Here is a 17030-nt window from a genome sequence, read left to right on the forward strand (position 1 = left end):
GAAGTGGCTCGCACACCGCTGTCTGTCGCCTGACAGTCGGCGCTCACGTTGGCGCCGAGGCCGTGCCCGCTCAGCTTGAGACGTTGTGGATCTTCAGGAGCTTCTCGGCGATCGCGTCGGGGGCGAGGACGTCGATCGCGGCGCCAAGCTCGGCCGCGGCTCGCGGCATGCCGTAGACGACGCTCGACCAGCGGTCCTGGGCGATGGTATTCCAGCCGGCGCGGCGGAGCTGAAGGAGGCCGTCCGCGCCGTCCCGTCCCATCCCGGTGAGAAGGATCGCGAGTCCTGGCTCGGGGCACTCCTGGGCGGCGCTGGAAAAGAGAACATCGACCGAGGGGCGATAGGGGCAAGAGGCCGGCTCGGGCGTGTAGTGGAAGACCATCGACCGATTGATGCGCAGATGGTTGTCGGTCCTGGCGACCTTGACCGTTCCCGCCGTGGCCCGTTGCCCCTCGTCGGCCAACGAGACGGGAAGCTCGGTCCGGCGATCGAGCCAGTCGACCAATCCGGCGACGAACTCCGAGTCGACATGCTGGACGATCACGATCGAAGCGGGAAAACTGCCCGGAAGGCGCCCCAGGATCGCTTCGAGCGCTTGCGGGCCACCAGTGGACGAACCAATGAGGATGGTGGTTGGCTTGGGAGTAACCGGAGCCGGCGCGACACCTGTCGCCTTGTCGCTGCCGATGAGACGCCTGATCGTCGCGATCTTCTCGAGCAACGACTCGGCGCCTTCGACCTGTTTGTCGCCGCCGAAGGTGGGGGTCGGGACCGCGTCGATCGCGCCGTAGCCCATCGCGTCGTAGACCTTGTCGAGGTGTCCCTGGACCGTCGCGGTGACGATGAGGATCTGGCAAGGGCATTCGCTCATGATCTGGCGCGTCGCCTCGACGCCATCCATGACCGGCATGATCAAATCCATCAGCACCAAGTCGGGGCAGTCGCGGTAGCAGAGATCAACCGCCTCCCTTCCATCGCGGGCGATCCACGCGACCTCATGACCCGGCAGCGAGACGACCAACCGTCGCAGCGTTTCCACGGCCATTCTCATGTCGTTGACGATCGCGATTCTCATTGGGCCGACTCGCTGATGAGACGATGAATGCTTTCGATGAACGTATTGTCGTGAAAGCTGCTCTTGGTCAGGTAGTGGTTCGCCCCGGCTTCGAGACCGCGACGATGATCCTCCTCCCGATCCTTATAGGAAACGATCATCACCGGGGTGCTCTTGAGACGCGCATCTTGCTTGATGGAGCGGACAAAGTCGATGCCGTTCATTCGCGGCATGTCGACGTCGGTGATGACCATGTCGAAGCCACCCTTGCGCACGACGTTCCATCCATCCATGCCATCGACGGCGACCTCGACCTCGAAGCCGACATTCTCGAGCAGACGCCGTTGGACCTCGCGGACGGTGATCGAATCGTCGACGACGAGGATGCGCTTCTTGCGGACGACTTGGTTCTCCTCGGGGACCGCGCGCGAGGAGCGAAGGCGACCTTCGGTGAGTAGAGTGTCGATCGAGCGGACCATGTCGTCGACGTCGATGATGAGCAGAGGCGATCCATCCTCGATCAGGGCCGCGGAGTTGATGTCCGCCACCTTCCCCAAGCGACGATCCAACGGACGGACGACCAAGTCACGTTCCCCGAGAAAACGATCGACGATCAGGCCGTAGCGGCAATTGCGATCGCTCACCACCACGACGCAGAACCGCTCGGAGGGAGACTTCTCGCTGTCGAGTTCCAACACCTCCCGGGCCTCGACGAGTCCGATCGCTTCCCCCTCCCATTCAAAGTGCCGGCGTCCCTCAATGAACTTTAGATCCTCCGTGTTGACCGTCACGATTCGGTCGATGCGCGTCGTGGGAAAGGCATAGGGTTCGCCATCGATGTCGACCAAGACGGCGCGGATCACCGAGAGAGTAATCGGCAACTGGAGCTTGAAACGAGTCCCCTGACCGAAGGTCGATGTGCAGCGAACGGTCCCGCCGACTCCTTGGATCATGCTGTGGACGGCGTCGAGACCGACGCCACGCCCCGAGACTTCGGTCACTTCCGTTCGGGTCGAGAACCCAGGCAGGAACATGAACTCGAAAAGTTCGTCCTGACTCAGATCGCGCGCGACCTCCGCACTGACCATTCGCCGGTCGATCACCGTTCGCCGGACCCGCTCGGGATCGATGCCTCGGCCATCGTCGGAGACGGTGAGGATGAGCATGCCGGCCTGATGCATCGCCTCGAGCCGGATGGTCGCTTTCTCGGGTTTGGCCGTCTCGGCTCGTTTCTCGGGGGTTTCAATCCCATGATCGATGGCGTTGCGCAGCAGGTGGTTGAGAGGGGCTTTCAGCTTCTCGAGAATGTCTCGATCGACGGGAGTCGACGCGCCGACGATCTCGAAGTGAACGTTGCGGTTGAGTTGTCTTGCCAGATCGCGGACCGAGCGGGGCAGGGCGGCGACGCCGTCGCTGAGTGGACGCATCCGGCTGGAGATGACCTCTCGATAGAGCCGGCTGGTCATCATGTCCGCGCGGCGAGCGTAGCCTTCGAACTCGTCCATGCGATCGGCGAGGATGTCGCGACAGTCCTTCGCGCGGAGGCGGGCCTCGGCGAGAAGGGCGTCGAATTGATCGTCGCCCAGCGACGACTCCTCCGAGTCGCTATGGTGCCCGAGTTTTCGCAACGCTTCCCAGAGAGCGATCTGCGTACTCTTGAGCTTCACCAGGGAGTCGGCGAAAGGACGCAGCCGGCGAGCCTCGACGAGCGATTCCCCGGCGAGGCCCATCAGTCGATCCATGTTCTCGGCACTGACGCGAACGACCCGGTCTTGCGACTCGGAGGCGAGGACCACTCCGTGGTGGGTGGCGGCTTCGCTTCGTGGCTCGGCAGCAACTTCCGCGGAGGAACTTGTCGCGGAGACGACACCCGTTGATTGACGCTCGCGCCGCCCGGGGGCGGCCTTGGGAGGCAAAGGCTCGGCACTCGCCACGGAATGGGCGGGCACTTCCTCCACGGAAGTGGGAACCGGCGTACTGGCGAGCTGATGAGTCAACTCGGCGATCTGATTCGAAAAGATCTGCCGCGTCTCCTCAAAGGGGGCCTCTTCCGATTCGGCGAGTCGTTCGAGAACGTCGACGACCGGACGAATTCGTTCGATGACGACCTGCGGGTTTCCCGTCGCTTCGGTCGAGACTCCTTGGAGCCACTCCTCAAGGGCTCGCCCCAAATGGAAGAGATCGTCGAACCGAACGATCTTGCCAGCGCCACGGATCGCTCGTGCCGCATCGAGCAACGGTTCGCAGGAGGCCGATCCACTCGCGTCGTTCTCGATCGTCGCGAGACCTTCCTTCAGGGCGACGGTGTTGACCGCGAGTTCCTTGCGCAAGAGGTCGAGCATCCCTTCCTCGAGCGGGCGGGGCGCCTCGGTCCGCCATAATGGCGCTCCTGGAACAACGGCGGGCTCCTCGGCGACGTTGGGATCACTCCCGTTCACCGCTTCCGGTGGAACCTCGGGCGCGGAGGTCTCCCGCATCAGGTTGGCGATCTTGGTCGTCAGTTGTTCGATGGCCGGGCCTTCCTCGGCGAGCCATTGGTCGAACTGCGACTCTTGAACGTTGGCAATGCGCGAGAGCATGTCGACCGCGTCGAGCAAAAGGTCGATGCGCCCGCTGTCGAGGCGGAGCCGACCTTCCTGAGTCGCGACGAAGCAGTCCTCCATCGCGTGAGCGAGACGGACGGCGGCATCGATCCCGACGATGCGGGACGCTCCCTTGATGGAATGCGCGGCCCGCATCAGACCTTCGAGCGGCTCGGTTCGTTCGGGTTCGTTCTCAAGAACGAGTAGACCTTCGTTGAGCGTCGCCGACTGTTCCTCCACCTCCATGCGGAAGAGATCGAGCATCGGGACGTCACCCAATCCGCCAGCGTCACTCATCAGCGAACACTCCTTTGCAGAGCCGTGAACAGTCGTTGCTCGTCGAGGACGCCAACGTCGCGATCGTCCCAGGGAACCACGGTGCGGGTGAAGGTGTCGCCCGTCTTCGCGACGGTCACGGGGACCGCTTTGCGCTGCGACTTCGGGAACCGGCGCACGCCATGAACCTCGTCGACGGGAAAGGCCCAGCGGTCGCCGTCGCGTTCGATCACCACCAGTCTCCGGTAGACCCGACGACCCTCCTCTTCGGTCACGCTCTGGTCGGAGTTCTCGTCGCTCTGTTCGAGAAGTCCGTGCAGTGAGACGTAGAGTTCGAGCTCGCCGTTGACATTGACAAGGCCTTTGAAGACCTTGTTGGTCCGGTGAGGGAGCCGATGCGTCGGTCGTAGTTCGGAGACCTCGCGAAAGAGGTGGGTCTCGAGCGCCAGCCACTGATCGGCGACGCGAAAGATCACGACCGAGAGGTCGTCCTCGGTCCTGGGGCTCTCCTTCTTGGAGAGCAACTCGGTCCACGTTTCGCGGTATCCCGAGGGAGGTTCGCGGTCGAGAAGGTGACGCCCGGCGGTGGCGAAGACGGGACAGTTTCGGCAATGAGTGACCTTGAGTAACTCCGGGCAACTGCCGTCGCCGGCGACGCCGATCGTGTTCCAGCAATCGACCGCTTCGTCGGTCTCTTCGAGTACGACCAGTGTCATGGCTGTTCGCTCGCTTTCCTCAGTTCGTTCCTCTCGCGCTCGGCCCGCTCTCGTAGTTCACGGGCGACATCGAGATCGCCCCTCCGGTCCGCCAGGAGAGCGAGATTGACGATCGCTTCGTAGTGGTGTTCGTTTAGGATCACCGCCTGTTGAAACGACGCTTCCGCGAGATCGTCGCAGTCGAGAGCGGTCCGCAGGATCCCAAGCAGATAGTGCGCGTCGGCATCTCGAGGGGCTTGGAAAAGATACTTCTCGCAAGCGGCCACGGCTTGGGGAATCTCGCCGGCGTTGGCCAATTGTTCGGCCTCGGCCAGTCCGCGTCCATTTCGAGGAGGCGAACTCGAACTGGGGGGACTCGGCGTTGGGCCGGGTACTTGCCTCAATGTGGATGCTTTGGATGTCGTCGTCAATTGTCGCCAAGCCGCGCGCGATCGCGTGGTGGACGATGGAACCGGGCGGCGTGCTGGTGTCGACTGGCTAGGCTTGGGCGATCCCAATTGATGGACGAACGCGGCGGCTCCGCGACACGAGAAGTGTTGGCCGGGGCTGGGGTCGGCGTGACCGACGAAGAGAAGACCGTCGGCACGCATCAGGCTCGACAAGGTGGTCAAGGCGCGCCGTTTGGCCTCCGGGACGAGATAGATCAACAGATTTCGGCAGAAGATGACGTCGTAGGGTCCATGAATCCCAGGGAGTTGCTCGCCCAGGAGGTTCGCCCGTTGAAAGCGAACGCGCTGCCGCACGTTCTCCGCGAGCTGGTAGCGATCTCCTTGGCGCTGGAAATAGCGGTCCCGAAAAGAGAGATCCTCGCCGCGAAAGGACATCGCGCCGTAGCGACCCTCTCGCGCCCGAGCGAGCGCCGCTTGGCACAAGTCGATGGCATCAATCGCGAAGAGTTCGTGAGGAATCCCCGCTTCCATGATCGTCATCGCCAGGGAGTAGGGTTCCTCGCCCGAGGCACAGCCAACACTGAGAAGCCGCAAGGTCGCGTGAGGATGGGTCGGGTGCCATTCGTAGGTGAGATAGTGCCGCAGGTGCCGAAAGGGTTCGACATCGCGAAAGAACCACGATTCGGGGACCAGGAGGCGTTCGACCAGTTGATCGAACTCTTCATCATCGTCGGCGACGCGCCGCGCGTAGTGGATGATCGAGTCGTCTCCGGTCGCGCGGCGACGTTCCTCGACGGCGCGCTCGACGCTCCGCACGCCGATCGATTCGACGTTGAGTCCGATCACGCCGGTCAGTCGGTCGAGGATGAATGCGAGTCCCATGCCTCATGCTCCATGGCACCGGTGATCAGCTCGTTGGCCACGAGTCCGGCGACGAGTCGTTCGCCGTTGACAAAGCGAATCATCCCTTCGGGCGTCGGCAACAACGCATCGAGAAAGGGCGCGTTGTCGAGTCGCATCCCGACGTCCCTCAGGTCGGCCGCGTCGTAGTGCAGGGTGTCGGTGACCCGTTCGGCGACGATCCCGCAGCGCCGCGTCGGCTCGTGACCTCCTTGGGTCGTCATCACGATGATTCGCGTGCTGAGGCGTCGATGGCTCGGCCGGTCGCGCAACAGCGTTCCGAAGTCGATCACGGGCAGAATTCGCTCGCGATAGCGAAAGAGTCCGATGACGTGAGCCGGCGCGTCGGCGATCGGCGTCAAGTCGACCATCGGAGCGACCTCGATGACCGAGATGGTGTCGAGGGCGAAGCGGTCGTCGCCGATGGAGAAGAGAAGAGCGAGCATGTCGTGATCACTCCACGCGAAAACGGTCGACTTCGTGACGGAGTTCCTCGACGCCGCCGCGCAATGATTGGGTCGCGCCATTGAGGTGCTCGACCGATTCAGCCGCGGCCCGCGCTCCGTCGGTGAGCTTGATCATCGCCTCGCTGATCTGCCGCGCCCCGAGCGACTGCGCCCGCATCCCCTCGTTGACCGAATCGAACCGCGGTGTCATGGCGCGGACACTCTCGATGATCTCGATCAAGTGACTTCCGATGGTGCCGACTTCCGCGACGCCACCACGGACCTCGTCGGCGAAGCGATCCATTTCCTGGACGCCGGCGGTGACCGCCGCGTGCATTTCGTCGACCATGTGCTCGATCTCAAACATCGACGTCGCGCTTTGGTCGGCGAGGCGACGAATCTCTTGGGCGACGACGGCGAACCCGGTGCCGAACTCTCCCGCCTTCTCGGCCTCGATCGCCGCGTTGACCGAGAGGAGGTTGGTCTGATCGGCGACTTTGTTGATTGTCGTGACGACGAGATTGATATCGCCCGCCTTCTCGCGGATCACTGAGAGCTTGCCGCGAATCGACGAGGTCGCGTCCGCGAGCTGCTTCATCGTCGCCTCCATGCCTTCGAGGCTGGTCCGACCCGATTCGGCTAGCTCGGTGGCGTTGGCCGAGACGCTCGCGACGTCCTCCATCGTCCCGACCAACTCCTGACTGGTCGCCGAGATCTCCTTGACGGCGGTCGCGATCTGGCTGGTCGACGCGCCGAAGTCCATGATCGTTCGTTCCTGCTGGTTGGAGGTCGACACGATGTTCTCGGAGGTGGTCGACATCTCGCCGATCGCGCGTCGAAGCCCTTGGAGAAGCAAGAGGATCGCGCGCGTCATCTTGTCGGCGGCTCGAATCGCTTCGGCGGCGTCGTGATCCCAAGGTCGCCCGCGATCGGCCGGGGAACCGTTCTCACTTGGCCTTCGGGCGAGGACGTGTCCGCGCGCGGCGACGAGATCGCCATCGCCCACGCTTTGCTGAATGTCGGCGAGCTGGCGTAGCGGAGCCGAGAAACTCCACGCCAGTCCGCGCGCGGCGACGAGTCCGAGAACTAAAAGGATGAAGGACGCGACAAACATGCCGCCAATGAGGTACTGGCTTGACATCGCTATCGGTGGCGAGCCCGCTTCATGCTGTTCGGCGAAGGCGACGATGATCCAATCCCACGGGGCGAAGTAAACCGCCGAGGCGACCATCGCGGAGGAGGTCCCTTGGTCCGATGGCGAAACCGCAAAGGAGATCGGGGGTGTCGTCGATCCGCGCGCGTCGATCGCGGTGCTGGAGAGCCGATTGAGAATTTCCTTACCCTTGGTCCCTTGCGGCAAGAATCCACGCTCGGCGAGAAGCTGGACCGGATCGACCCTGGCCGCCGCTCCCTTGCTGTCGTCGTTGGGAATGATCATGTACGCGGTCTGGCGTCCGACCACCGGGCGGGTGATCGCGGTACGAAGAATGCCGCTTCCCCCGCGCGAGACGCCCGCTTGGCTGGCAGATTTGCAGACGAGGGAGACTCCCGTGGCGACGCCCTCGACTTCCGCCTTCGCGTTGGCGCCCCAGTGCTGGGCGATGGTCTGGCGGACTTGTCCCGCCTCCCAAAGCAACGCCATCAAGGCCAGCGCCGATGGAACCAGCACGGCCAACGCGACGAGGATCAGGAGTCGTTGTTTCGACGAAATGGCGACCATGGGCTCATGAGGTGGTAGGGTGTCGGGATGCTCCCCGTCGGCGGGACATTCCCGGACGAGAGTTAGTCACAATTCGTTCGCGCGATGGGAAACTCGGTCGCCCGGGCCCACCCTCATCCACTCTACGCCCTAACGTTTGATCGAGAAACAAGAAGTAGCGGACTTCAACGTTTCCGAGGATCTTTCGCGACCTGTGAAGGGAGAATCACCAAGTATCCGGATTGTGCCGAGCATGCCGACGACACGGGCGGAGGGGAACGTAGGGGTCATTTGGCGCCGACTTGCTCGAGGACGCTGGAGTCTTGGCCCTTTGTGCTCGGACGCGTCGATGGTGATCTCGGCTGGTCGCTTGACTCCTCGTCCTGCGGTAGATCCTCGACCGACACCTTGAACCGAGAGACCTCCTCGTTGAGACCACGCACCGCGTCCCGTAGGTCCTCGTTGGCACTGAGAAATTCGTCGATGGCCAAATTGGAACGCTGAGCGCTGTCGTTGAGGTGCTGCATCGCGTCGCGGATCTGTCTCGCCCCGAGCGATTGGGAACGCATCCCTTCGTTGACTTGAGCGAAACGTCCGGTCAGTTCCTGGATCGGTTCGATGATCTTGCCGAGTTGGCCGGCGATGGCGTCGACTTCGCGGACGCTGGCGCTGACGTCATCGCGAAAACGATCCATCTCGTGTGCGCCCTCGGCGACCGCCGATTGCATGTCCTTGACCATGCGTTCGATGTCGAGGGTCGACACCGCGGTTTGGTCGGCCAAGCGGCGAATCTCCCGAGCGACCACCCGGAATCCCTTTCCCGCCTCGCCCGCTTTCTCGGCCTCGATGGTCGCGTTGACCGAGAGGAGGTTCGTTTGATCGGCGACCGTCGAGATGGTCGTGACGACCGACGTGATTCCCGCGGCTTTGTCGTTGATGGTGGCGAGACGCTCAGTGAACGCTTGAGTCGTCTCGCGCAACTGGTTCATCTGGGCCTCCATCTCCGAGAGGCTGCTGCGACCGGCGACGGCAACCTTGGACGTGTTGTTGGCGACTTGGTTCACTTCCGTCACGGAACCGAGGAGTTCCTCGCTCGTGGCCGAAATCTGGTGGGCGGCGGCGGAGATCTCGGCGGTCGACGTCCCGAACTCCCGCACCGTTTCCTCTTGATGGTGGGCCACCGTCTGGGTCCGCTTCGAGACCGACGTCAACAGGCGACTTGAAACCTTTACGCGCCCGATCAGCGAGTTGAGGTTCGCGGCCATGCGGTTGATCGCCGTGAGCAGACGTCCCGCTTCGTCCCGCGATTGGACGTCGGCAGTCGCCGTCAGATCGCCCGCGGCGACCCGCTCGGCCAAGTGAACCGCGGCTTGCATCGGACGAGAGATCGAACGCGCGACCATCAACGCCAGGAAGAAGACCGGAAAGAGGGTCGCCACCCCGATCATGATCATCGCGTCGCGCTGGTGGGCGATTAGGGTGAACGCCTCGGCATGGTCGAGTTTGACCACCATGCCCCAGCGAAAGGATGGAAGGTAGGACCAGACCGCGATTCCCTCGATGCCGCGGTAATCCTCATTCAGACCGAACCCTTTTTCGCCCCTGACCGCCGCTTGCAGGCGTGCCATCTTGTCGCTTCCCATGCGCGCTCGCGTGTTGAAGGCGATGTCCTCGGCATTGCGGACGGGGGCGACGATCACCACATCGTCTCCTTCCAGGGAACCGACGACCGTCTCGCCGGTGGCGCCCAGTCCGGTGTAGTCGTTGAGGACGCCATAGATCTCCTTGTTGCTGATCTGCATCGCCAAGACGCCGACGAGTCGTCCTTCGTCGTCGATGACCGGTCCCGCGACGAACGCGGCGGGATCGTCGATTCCTGGGTAGATCTCGAAGTTGCTGATGTCGGTCTGAAGAAGAGCGCGTGCCCGATCGAAGACCTCCGAGAGCTCAGTCCCCTCGAGCGCGCCGGCGTTCATCGACAGGCCCCGAAGGGGGCTGTCCCGCGTCGTCATGAGGACCTTCCCCTCGGGGGAGACCAGTAGCACGTCGGCGAACTGGAAGGTGTCCCCGTAGTACTCGAAGTAGGGCGTGTAGCGTTTGATGACCTCATTGAACTCTGGACTCTCGAAACCGGAGGCGTTGGTGGCCTTGACGAGTTCCTCGAACGCCGCGACCGCGTAGGGGTTTCGGGTCTGGGCGCTGGTGCTCTCGATCTTCTCGCGGGCGTAGTTTTCGATCTGTGCCGCCTTGCTCGCGGAGATTGCGATGAGGTTGTCGCGAATCGTTCCTTCGAGCGACCGCGTCGTGATCGCGTCGATGAAGAGAATGATGATCGTGATGGAGACGACTTGAATGACGAGGAACCAAAACGCCAATCGGGTCGCGATGTTGGGACGGCGAAGTGCGGAAATGTGGAAGGCCATAGTCAACCTGTTGTCTCTTCGCGTCGTGGTATGATCGACACTTCGAATACCCACTCAGCGGGCGGGGGAGGTGCTCGGGATCGACCTTCCCTGAACGAGAGTCACTTTCCTCCGGGGTTGGCCCACTGGCCTCCCCACTTCTCGTGGAGTCCCTCGACAAACGCGTCCCACTCGGCAATCGATCGCGTCACCGGGTAGGGGACCGGCCGAATTGGCTTAGGGGACTGATAGACCACCTCGATCGATCCGTCGGGCTCGATTTGGCCGATGCAGATGATCTTCCATGTGTGCTGGGTCGTCGAGTCGATGGAGACGACTCCTTCGGGCGAATTGAAACTTTGCCGGAGGATTGCTCGACGGACTTCGTCCGTGTCGTCCGACTCCGCGTCGGCGACCGCTTGGGCCCAGAGGTAGACGCTGAAGTACGCCGCCTCGATCACGTCGCTGGTGACCCGGTCTTGACCGTAGCGTTCCCTGAACCGTTTGATGAACTCGCGGTTCTCGTCGCGGTCGATTCCCTGAAGGTAGTTCCACGCGACGTAGTTGCCCGCCATCGATTCGACGGGCAAAACCCGCAGTTCGTCCTCGGCGATGCTCATCGAGACCACCGGGCTGGTTTTCGGATCGACTCCCGCGGCGCGGAGTTTCGTGTAAAACGCCAAGTTGCTATCACCGACGACGGTACTGAGCACGACGGCGGGTTTGGTATCGCGGATCTTTCGCACGATCGCGTCGACATTGGTCGAACCGAGCAGGAGGTACTCCTCGCCGACAACCTCTCCGCCGATCGCCTTGATCTGGTCCTTCGCGATCTCGTTGACCGAGTGGGGCCAAATGTAGTCCGAACCGACCAGAAAAAAGGTCTTGCCCAGGTTGTCGAAGCTCCAGCGGACCGCCGGCGTGATTTGCTGATTGGGTGCGGCGCCGGTGTAGACGATGTTCTTCGACTGCTCGAGACCCTCGTAGGCCATCGGGTAGATGAGCAGGTGGTCGTGCTTTTCCACCACCGGCTTGACGGTCTTGCGGCTCGCGGAGGTCCAGCAACCGAAAATGGTACAGACGCCATCTTCGGTGATCAGTTCCTCCGCCCGCTCGGCGTAGGTGGGCCAGTCGGATTCGCCATCCTTGATGGACCACTCGATCGGACGTCCGAGAATCCCTCCCTGTCGATTGATTTCCTCGAGCGCCATCACCTCGGCATCGATCATCGACGCCTCGCTGATCGCCATCGTTCCGGTCTTGGAGTGCAGGATACCCACCTTGATCGGTGCCTGTTCCTCGGTGGGAGGACGCAAGGCGAAGACACCGACGCCGGCGACGAAGAGGGCCGTGACTAGCAGGATGATCCAGCGCATCGACGAATCTTTCGGGTCCGCGAGGTAAACGAGGCAAACCGTATCGAATGCTCATGGTAGCACGTGAACGGAAGGAAGGGAGAGCGAATGGATGGGGGGATGCTCGTTCGGTGGGGGAATCTCTCGCACAATCGAGAGAATCGGAATGACGGTCGCGATCGAGAAGGAGGACTCCAAGGACACGAAGGGGGAGAATCCTCCGTGCCCTGGAGGTGCAAGGTCACACGAGACGATTTCCACGAGTCCGTGGAAACTGGGCCGACTGGAGCTTATTTAGGTATCGGGGATGCGGGAATTCCTCCTTGAGCGGAATTGAACCGCTCCGTCATTCCAAGTGGGGATGCCGTCGGCACACCTCTCCGCAAGCGGGCTGCTACATCAACCGACTGTCAGGCACCTAGTCGGCCTGTGCTCCGTCCGGATGAACGGCGGGTGGGCCACGAAATCTGTCACGAGGTGCGCTTTCGATGTGACCGATCGCCAAGTCGCGGTATTTGTTCTTGGGGAAGAGACATCGAGCTTCCTGGATGAGAGGATCCAGGGAAGCAGGGAAACGCTTCGCTCTCCTGACGTGTGAAGGAATCCATTGCCCGCCGATGGAAGTGAACGATCAAGGCGAACGATTCATCCACTACCTCACCGAGGGGCAGGGAGGACTCTACGCCTATCTCGTCTCGTTGCTCGGCGATCTCCACGAGGCGCACAACGTTCTTCAAGAGACGAACTTGGTCCTCTGGCGAAAGGCCGGCGAATTCGAAGAGGGAACCGACTTCGGGGCTTGGTCGCGAAAGGTTGCGTATTTTCAGGTGCTCGCTCATTTGCGCGACCGCAAACGCGATCGCCACATTTTCGACGCGGACCTGATGAGCCAGATCGCCGAACGGCCCGATCCAAAGGGTGATCAGGAGCAGAGGCGACTGGCGCTTCGCCATTGTCTCGCCCAGCTTCCCGAAGAACATCGGAAACTGATCAACCTCCGCTATGCCGGCAATGGGTCCATCGAACGGATTGCCAACGCGGTGGGCAAGTCGCAAAGCGCCATCAAGATGTCCTTGCTGCGCGTCAGGCAGGCGCTGATGCGCTGCGTTGAAGGAAAGCTGGCCGAGACATGACCACTGACTCCAACGATGAACTGATGCGGCTGATCAACGATCTTGCCGAAGGGTCGCTGAGCGAGGATCAGAGCCACCGGCTTCAAGAGTTGCTCCGCGACGATCCCGCAGCTCAGGATGCCTACCGCGAGTTCATGAGTCTCCATGCCAATCTCCATCTCAGCTACGACGCGGGAGCGGATGGCACGGGGCTTCCCGGTCTCGCCGCGATGCCCGGGAATTCCATGCTAGCTCCTTCGTTCGACACTGTCGGGGCATCGGAGAAGTTTGTTCCCTCCGGGCGGGTTGCCCGAAGTCGCGATCGCTGGTCGGGCATCCATCGCGTCTTGCTCCTATCGCTCCTCGCCGCGGTGCTCGTCAACGCGGGCCTGATGTGGCGAATGAACAGCGTTCCGCCCAGTCCCGATCAAAAAGGCGCGAACGCTCTCGCCAGCGCGGAGCCGTCTCTCGACGTCAAGGACGGCCTCGCCGTGATTACACGAACGGTCGACGCTCGTTGGGAAGACGCTCCCAGTGGGCATTCCGCCGGTGCGGTGGTTGGGCGGGGGCGGGTTCGTCTCGCGGAGGGACTGGTTCAGTTCGAGTTCTTCAGCGGGGCCTCCGTCATTGTGGAAGGACCGGCCGACCTGGAGCTCGTTTCCTCGATGCGCGTCGACTGTCGTCTCGGTAAACTGAGAGCCCACGTCCCCTCTCAAGCTCACGGGTTCACCGTCGGGACGCCAGGCGTCGACGCGGTCGACCTGGGGACGGAGTTCGCGGTCAGCGTCACCAAGCGGGGCGATGGAGAGGTTCATGTCCTCGACGGCGAGGTCGAACTGCATCCCGTTGAGGGGCAGTCGGGCATGTCGGGGGCGAAACAACTCCTCGCCGGACAGGGCGCACGCTATGCGGTCGGAGGGGACGCGGAGACGATCCCCAGCGACCCCAAGCAATTTGTCGACCGAGAGACGATGCTGCGGCTTTCCGACGATCAACATCAAGCACGTCGGACATCGTGGCTCACGCACAGTCGGCGCCTGCGAGATGACCCGAGCACGCTGCTCTACTACCGCTTTGACGATCATCCCGCGTGGGAACGGGTCCTCCACCACGAGGGTTCCGGTTCCGGCGCGGGACTCGATGGAGCGATCGTCGGTTGCGCGTGGACGCAGGGACGTTGGCCCGGGAAGGGCGCTCTCGAGTTCAAGAGGCCGACTGACCGAGTCCGAATTGATGTCGACGGCGAGTTTGACGCGATGACCTTCGCGGCGTGGGTTCGGATCGAGGGCTACGACCAGTGGCTGAGTTCGCTGATGCTCACCGATGGTTTCGACTTCGGCGAACCCCATTGGCAGCTCAGCGACAAAGGGGAGATCATTCTTGGCGTCAGCGGAGATCCGGGAGTGAACTACTTCTCGCCTCGCGTTCTTGGACCGTCCGATCTCGGGCGTTGGGTTCACCTGGCCACGGTTTACGATCCCGCGAGAGGAGCCGTCACGCACTACGTCGATGGTGAGATCGTCAGCCGCGACGAGCTGCGCGAACCGATTCGGCTTCGGATCGGGCCGGCGGAGATCGGCAATTGGAACTCGAAGGGAAGCGGCCGACATGGGATCCGGAGCCTCAACGGCCGGATCGACGAGTTCGGTCTCTTCGGGCGAGCCTTCTCCGATGAGGAAATCCGCGAGATGTTCGACGTCGGCCGACCCGACTAGCGAGTCAACACCACCCTAGCCATGCCAATCACGCGCGAGCGTGCCTCCGTGAGTTCTTCAGGAGTCTGTTTCATGCTGATCGATCGGCCTGCCAATCCGAGGACGACAGAAATGCGTTGTCCATTCTCGCCAAACGGGCTCGGAGCTGTTTCAACGTTGTGGTGCATGGCGCTGGTGATGCTTGTCTCGACCAGTGCCGCGGAAGCCCCAAAGAAGCTGGAACCCGATCACGCGTCGCGGATGGCGCGGGGAACCTCGCTCTTCAAGGAGTCGGTTCGAACGATTCTGGTCGAGCAGTGCCTAGAGTGTCACGGCGGCAAGAGCGTGAAGGCCGACTTCGATCTCTCCACCCGAAAAGCGCTTCTCGAGAGCGGAATGATCGACAAGACGGCCGAGGACAGCTACTTGATGTCGCTGTTGACGCATGCCGAAGAACCCTTCATGCCATTCAAGGCTCCCAAGCTCGCCAAGAGCGACATCGGCGCGATCGCCCGCTGGATCGACCTGGGCACGCCATACGACAAGCCTCTCGTCGAAGGTGTCGTCAATCGGTCTGGCGAGCTGGAGGTGACCGACTCGGATCGCCAGTTTTGGTCGTTTCAGCCGTTGACTGCCGTCGATCCTCCCGTGGAGAGCGACGACCGCTGGGGTCGCACGCCGATCGATCGGTTCATCATGGCCAAGCTGTCGGAGAAGGAGCTTCACCCGAATCCGTCGGCCGATCGCCGAACGCTGATCCGGCGAGCGACATTCGATCTGCTGGGGCTTCCCCCGACCCCGGAGGAAGTCGAGGAGTTCGTCAACGATCCCGACCCGCTCGCGTACGAGAAGCTGATCGACCGACTTCTCGCGTCGGCCCAGTTCGGGGAGCGGTGGGCGCGCCACTGGATGGACGTTGCTCGCTTCGCCGAATCGCACGGGTACGAGCAAGACTACGATCGGCCGCATGCCTACCACTACCGCGACTTTCTCATCAAGGCGATCAACGACGACATGCCCTACGACCAGTTCGTTCGTTGGCAACTCGCGGGCGACGAGGTCGCTCCCGAGGATCCGCTCGCGATGACCGCGACCGGCTTTCTTGGCGCGGGGGCCTTTCCGACGCAGTTGACCGAAGCGGAGTTCGAATCGGCACGCTACGACGAACTCGACGACATGACGGCGACGACGGGAGTCGCGTTCCTCGGGTTGTCGGTCGGGTGCGCTCGTTGCCACGACCACAAGTACGATCCGATTCCGACGCGGGACTACTACCGCTTGGCGGCGACCTTCACGACAACCATTCGCAGTGAGGTCGACTTGCAGCTCAAACCCGACGCCGAACCGGTGAAGGTCCAAGTCAATAGCGAGGGGCTTCCTCACATGAAGCACCACGCCGACGGTAGGGGCTACCCCCACTTCTATCCTAAGACGTACTTTCTCGAACGCGGCGACGTTCACCAGAAGAAGGAAGAGGTCACGTCGGGCTTTCTTCAGGTACTCACCGACCCATCCTCGGATGAGTCACGCTGGAGGCATCAACCGTCGACCGCGGCGCGCACCAGTCTCCGGCGCCAGGGGCTCGCCGAGTGGATCGTCGACACCGAGCGGGGAGCGGGACACTTGGCCGCGCGGGTGGTGGTCAATCGCCTTTGGGCCCATCACTTTGGTCAGGGGATCGTCGCGACCCCCAACGACTTTGGCTTCCAGGGTGAACGACCGACGCACCCGGAATTGCTCGATTGGCTCGCGGCGGAACTCGTTCGCAATGGTTGGCGGCTCAAGCCTCTTCACAAGCTGATGATGACCAGTAGCGTCTATCGTCAGGATGGTGCCTTCGACGAGGATCGGGCGAGCATTGACCGCGAGAACCGGTTCCTTTGGCGGCGGGCGCCTCGGCGACTCGAAGGCGAGGCGATCCGCGATGCGGCCTTGAGCGTTTCGGGGATGCTTGACCCCTCCATGTACGGGCCGGGGACGCTCGATCAGGCGATGCGGCGCCGAAGCGTCTATTTCTTCGTGAAACGCAGCAAACTCATTCCGATGATGATGCTGTTTGATTGGCCCGAGCACCTCGTTAGCATCGCTCGACGCGCCACGACCACCACGGCGCCTCAGGCCCTCTTTTTCATGAACAACCCGCAGGGGCGGCTCTTGGCGAAGGGGCTCGCCGAGCGGGCGGAGAAGGAGGCTCCTGGCGAGGCCATCGGGCGTGCATTCGTCATCGCCTTGGGACGAAAGGCGACCGAGCGGGAGATCGGGTCCGCGAAGTCCTTTCTCGTCCGTCAAGCCAGCGAGTATCGGGAGTCGGGGAAACCGAACCCGAAACGACTCGCGATGATCGATCTTTGCCAGTCCATCCTCAGCATGAACGAGTTCGTCTACGTCGACTGACTCGCCACAAC

At 62.4% G+C, this 17030-nt stretch carries 11 protein-coding genes; 3 read left to right on the plus strand and 8 right to left on the minus strand.

Annotation, left to right across the window (positions count from 1 at the left end; genetic code table 11):
• Positions 1–70 precede the first annotated feature (70 nt).
• From cheB to Pan216_RS12870, 8 genes are all read right to left on the minus strand, one after another.
• Positions 71–1075 (minus strand): chemotaxis response regulator protein-glutamate methylesterase, encoded by a 1005-nt coding sequence (cheB, locus tag Pan216_RS12835; protein ID WP_145258375.1) that lies wholly within the window; start codon positions 1073–1075, stop codon positions 71–73.
• Positions 1072–3933, minus strand: a complete 2862-nt coding sequence (locus tag Pan216_RS12840) for a hybrid sensor histidine kinase/response regulator (protein ID WP_145258376.1) — start codon at positions 3931–3933, stop codon at positions 1072–1074. The genes cheB and Pan216_RS12840 overlap by 4 nt, the downstream gene beginning before the upstream one ends.
• Positions 3933–4628: a chemotaxis protein CheW gene (locus Pan216_RS12845; protein WP_145258377.1), complete on the minus strand. Its 696-nt coding sequence runs from the start codon at positions 4626–4628 to the stop codon at positions 3933–3935. The genes Pan216_RS12840 and Pan216_RS12845 overlap by 1 nt, the downstream gene beginning before the upstream one ends.
• Positions 4625–5899, minus strand: coding sequence for a CheR family methyltransferase (locus Pan216_RS12850; protein ID WP_145258378.1), 1275 nt, complete (start codon positions 5897–5899; stop codon positions 4625–4627). The genes Pan216_RS12845 and Pan216_RS12850 overlap by 4 nt, the downstream gene beginning before the upstream one ends.
• Positions 5869–6363: a chemotaxis protein CheW gene (locus Pan216_RS12855; protein ID WP_419193599.1), complete on the minus strand. Its 495-nt coding sequence runs from the start codon at positions 6361–6363 to the stop codon at positions 5869–5871. Before Pan216_RS12855 ends, Pan216_RS12850 begins: the two co-directional genes overlap by 31 nt.
• Before the next feature lie 7 nt (positions 6364–6370).
• Complete coding sequence (locus Pan216_RS12860) at positions 6371–8083, minus strand: methyl-accepting chemotaxis protein (protein WP_145258380.1); 1713 nt, start codon at positions 8081–8083, stop codon at positions 6371–6373.
• Between the two features lie 266 nt (positions 8084–8349).
• On the minus strand, positions 8350–10485 hold the full coding sequence (locus tag Pan216_RS12865) for a methyl-accepting chemotaxis protein (protein WP_419193674.1): 2136 nt from the start codon (positions 10483–10485) through the stop codon (positions 8350–8352).
• Positions 10486–10586: 101 nt separating this feature from the next.
• Entirely contained in the window at positions 10587–11840 is a 1254-nt protein-coding gene (locus Pan216_RS12870) for an urea ABC transporter substrate-binding protein (RefSeq protein WP_145258382.1), read from the minus strand.
• A 596-nt stretch (positions 11841–12436) separates the two neighbouring features.
• Between Pan216_RS12870 and Pan216_RS12875 the strand changes: the two genes are divergently transcribed.
• From Pan216_RS12875 to Pan216_RS12885, 3 genes are all read left to right on the plus strand, one after another.
• The gene (locus Pan216_RS12875) at positions 12437–12952 is read left to right on the plus strand and encodes a sigma-70 family RNA polymerase sigma factor (protein WP_419193600.1); all 516 of its coding nucleotides are present in this window, start codon (positions 12437–12439) and stop codon (positions 12950–12952) included.
• Positions 12949–14646, plus strand: coding sequence for a LamG-like jellyroll fold domain-containing protein (locus tag Pan216_RS12880; protein WP_145258384.1), 1698 nt, complete (start codon positions 12949–12951; stop codon positions 14644–14646). The genes Pan216_RS12875 and Pan216_RS12880 overlap by 4 nt, the downstream gene beginning before the upstream one ends.
• Positions 14647–14811: 165 nt before the next feature.
• Positions 14812–17019, plus strand: a complete 2208-nt coding sequence (locus Pan216_RS12885) for a DUF1549 domain-containing protein (RefSeq protein WP_145258385.1) — start codon at positions 14812–14814, stop codon at positions 17017–17019.
• Positions 17020–17030 lie beyond the last annotated feature (11 nt).

The sequence above is a fragment of the Kolteria novifilia genome, assembly GCA_007748055.1.
GTDB lineage: Bacteria > Planctomycetota > Planctomycetia > Kolteriales > Kolteriaceae > Kolteria > Kolteria novifilia.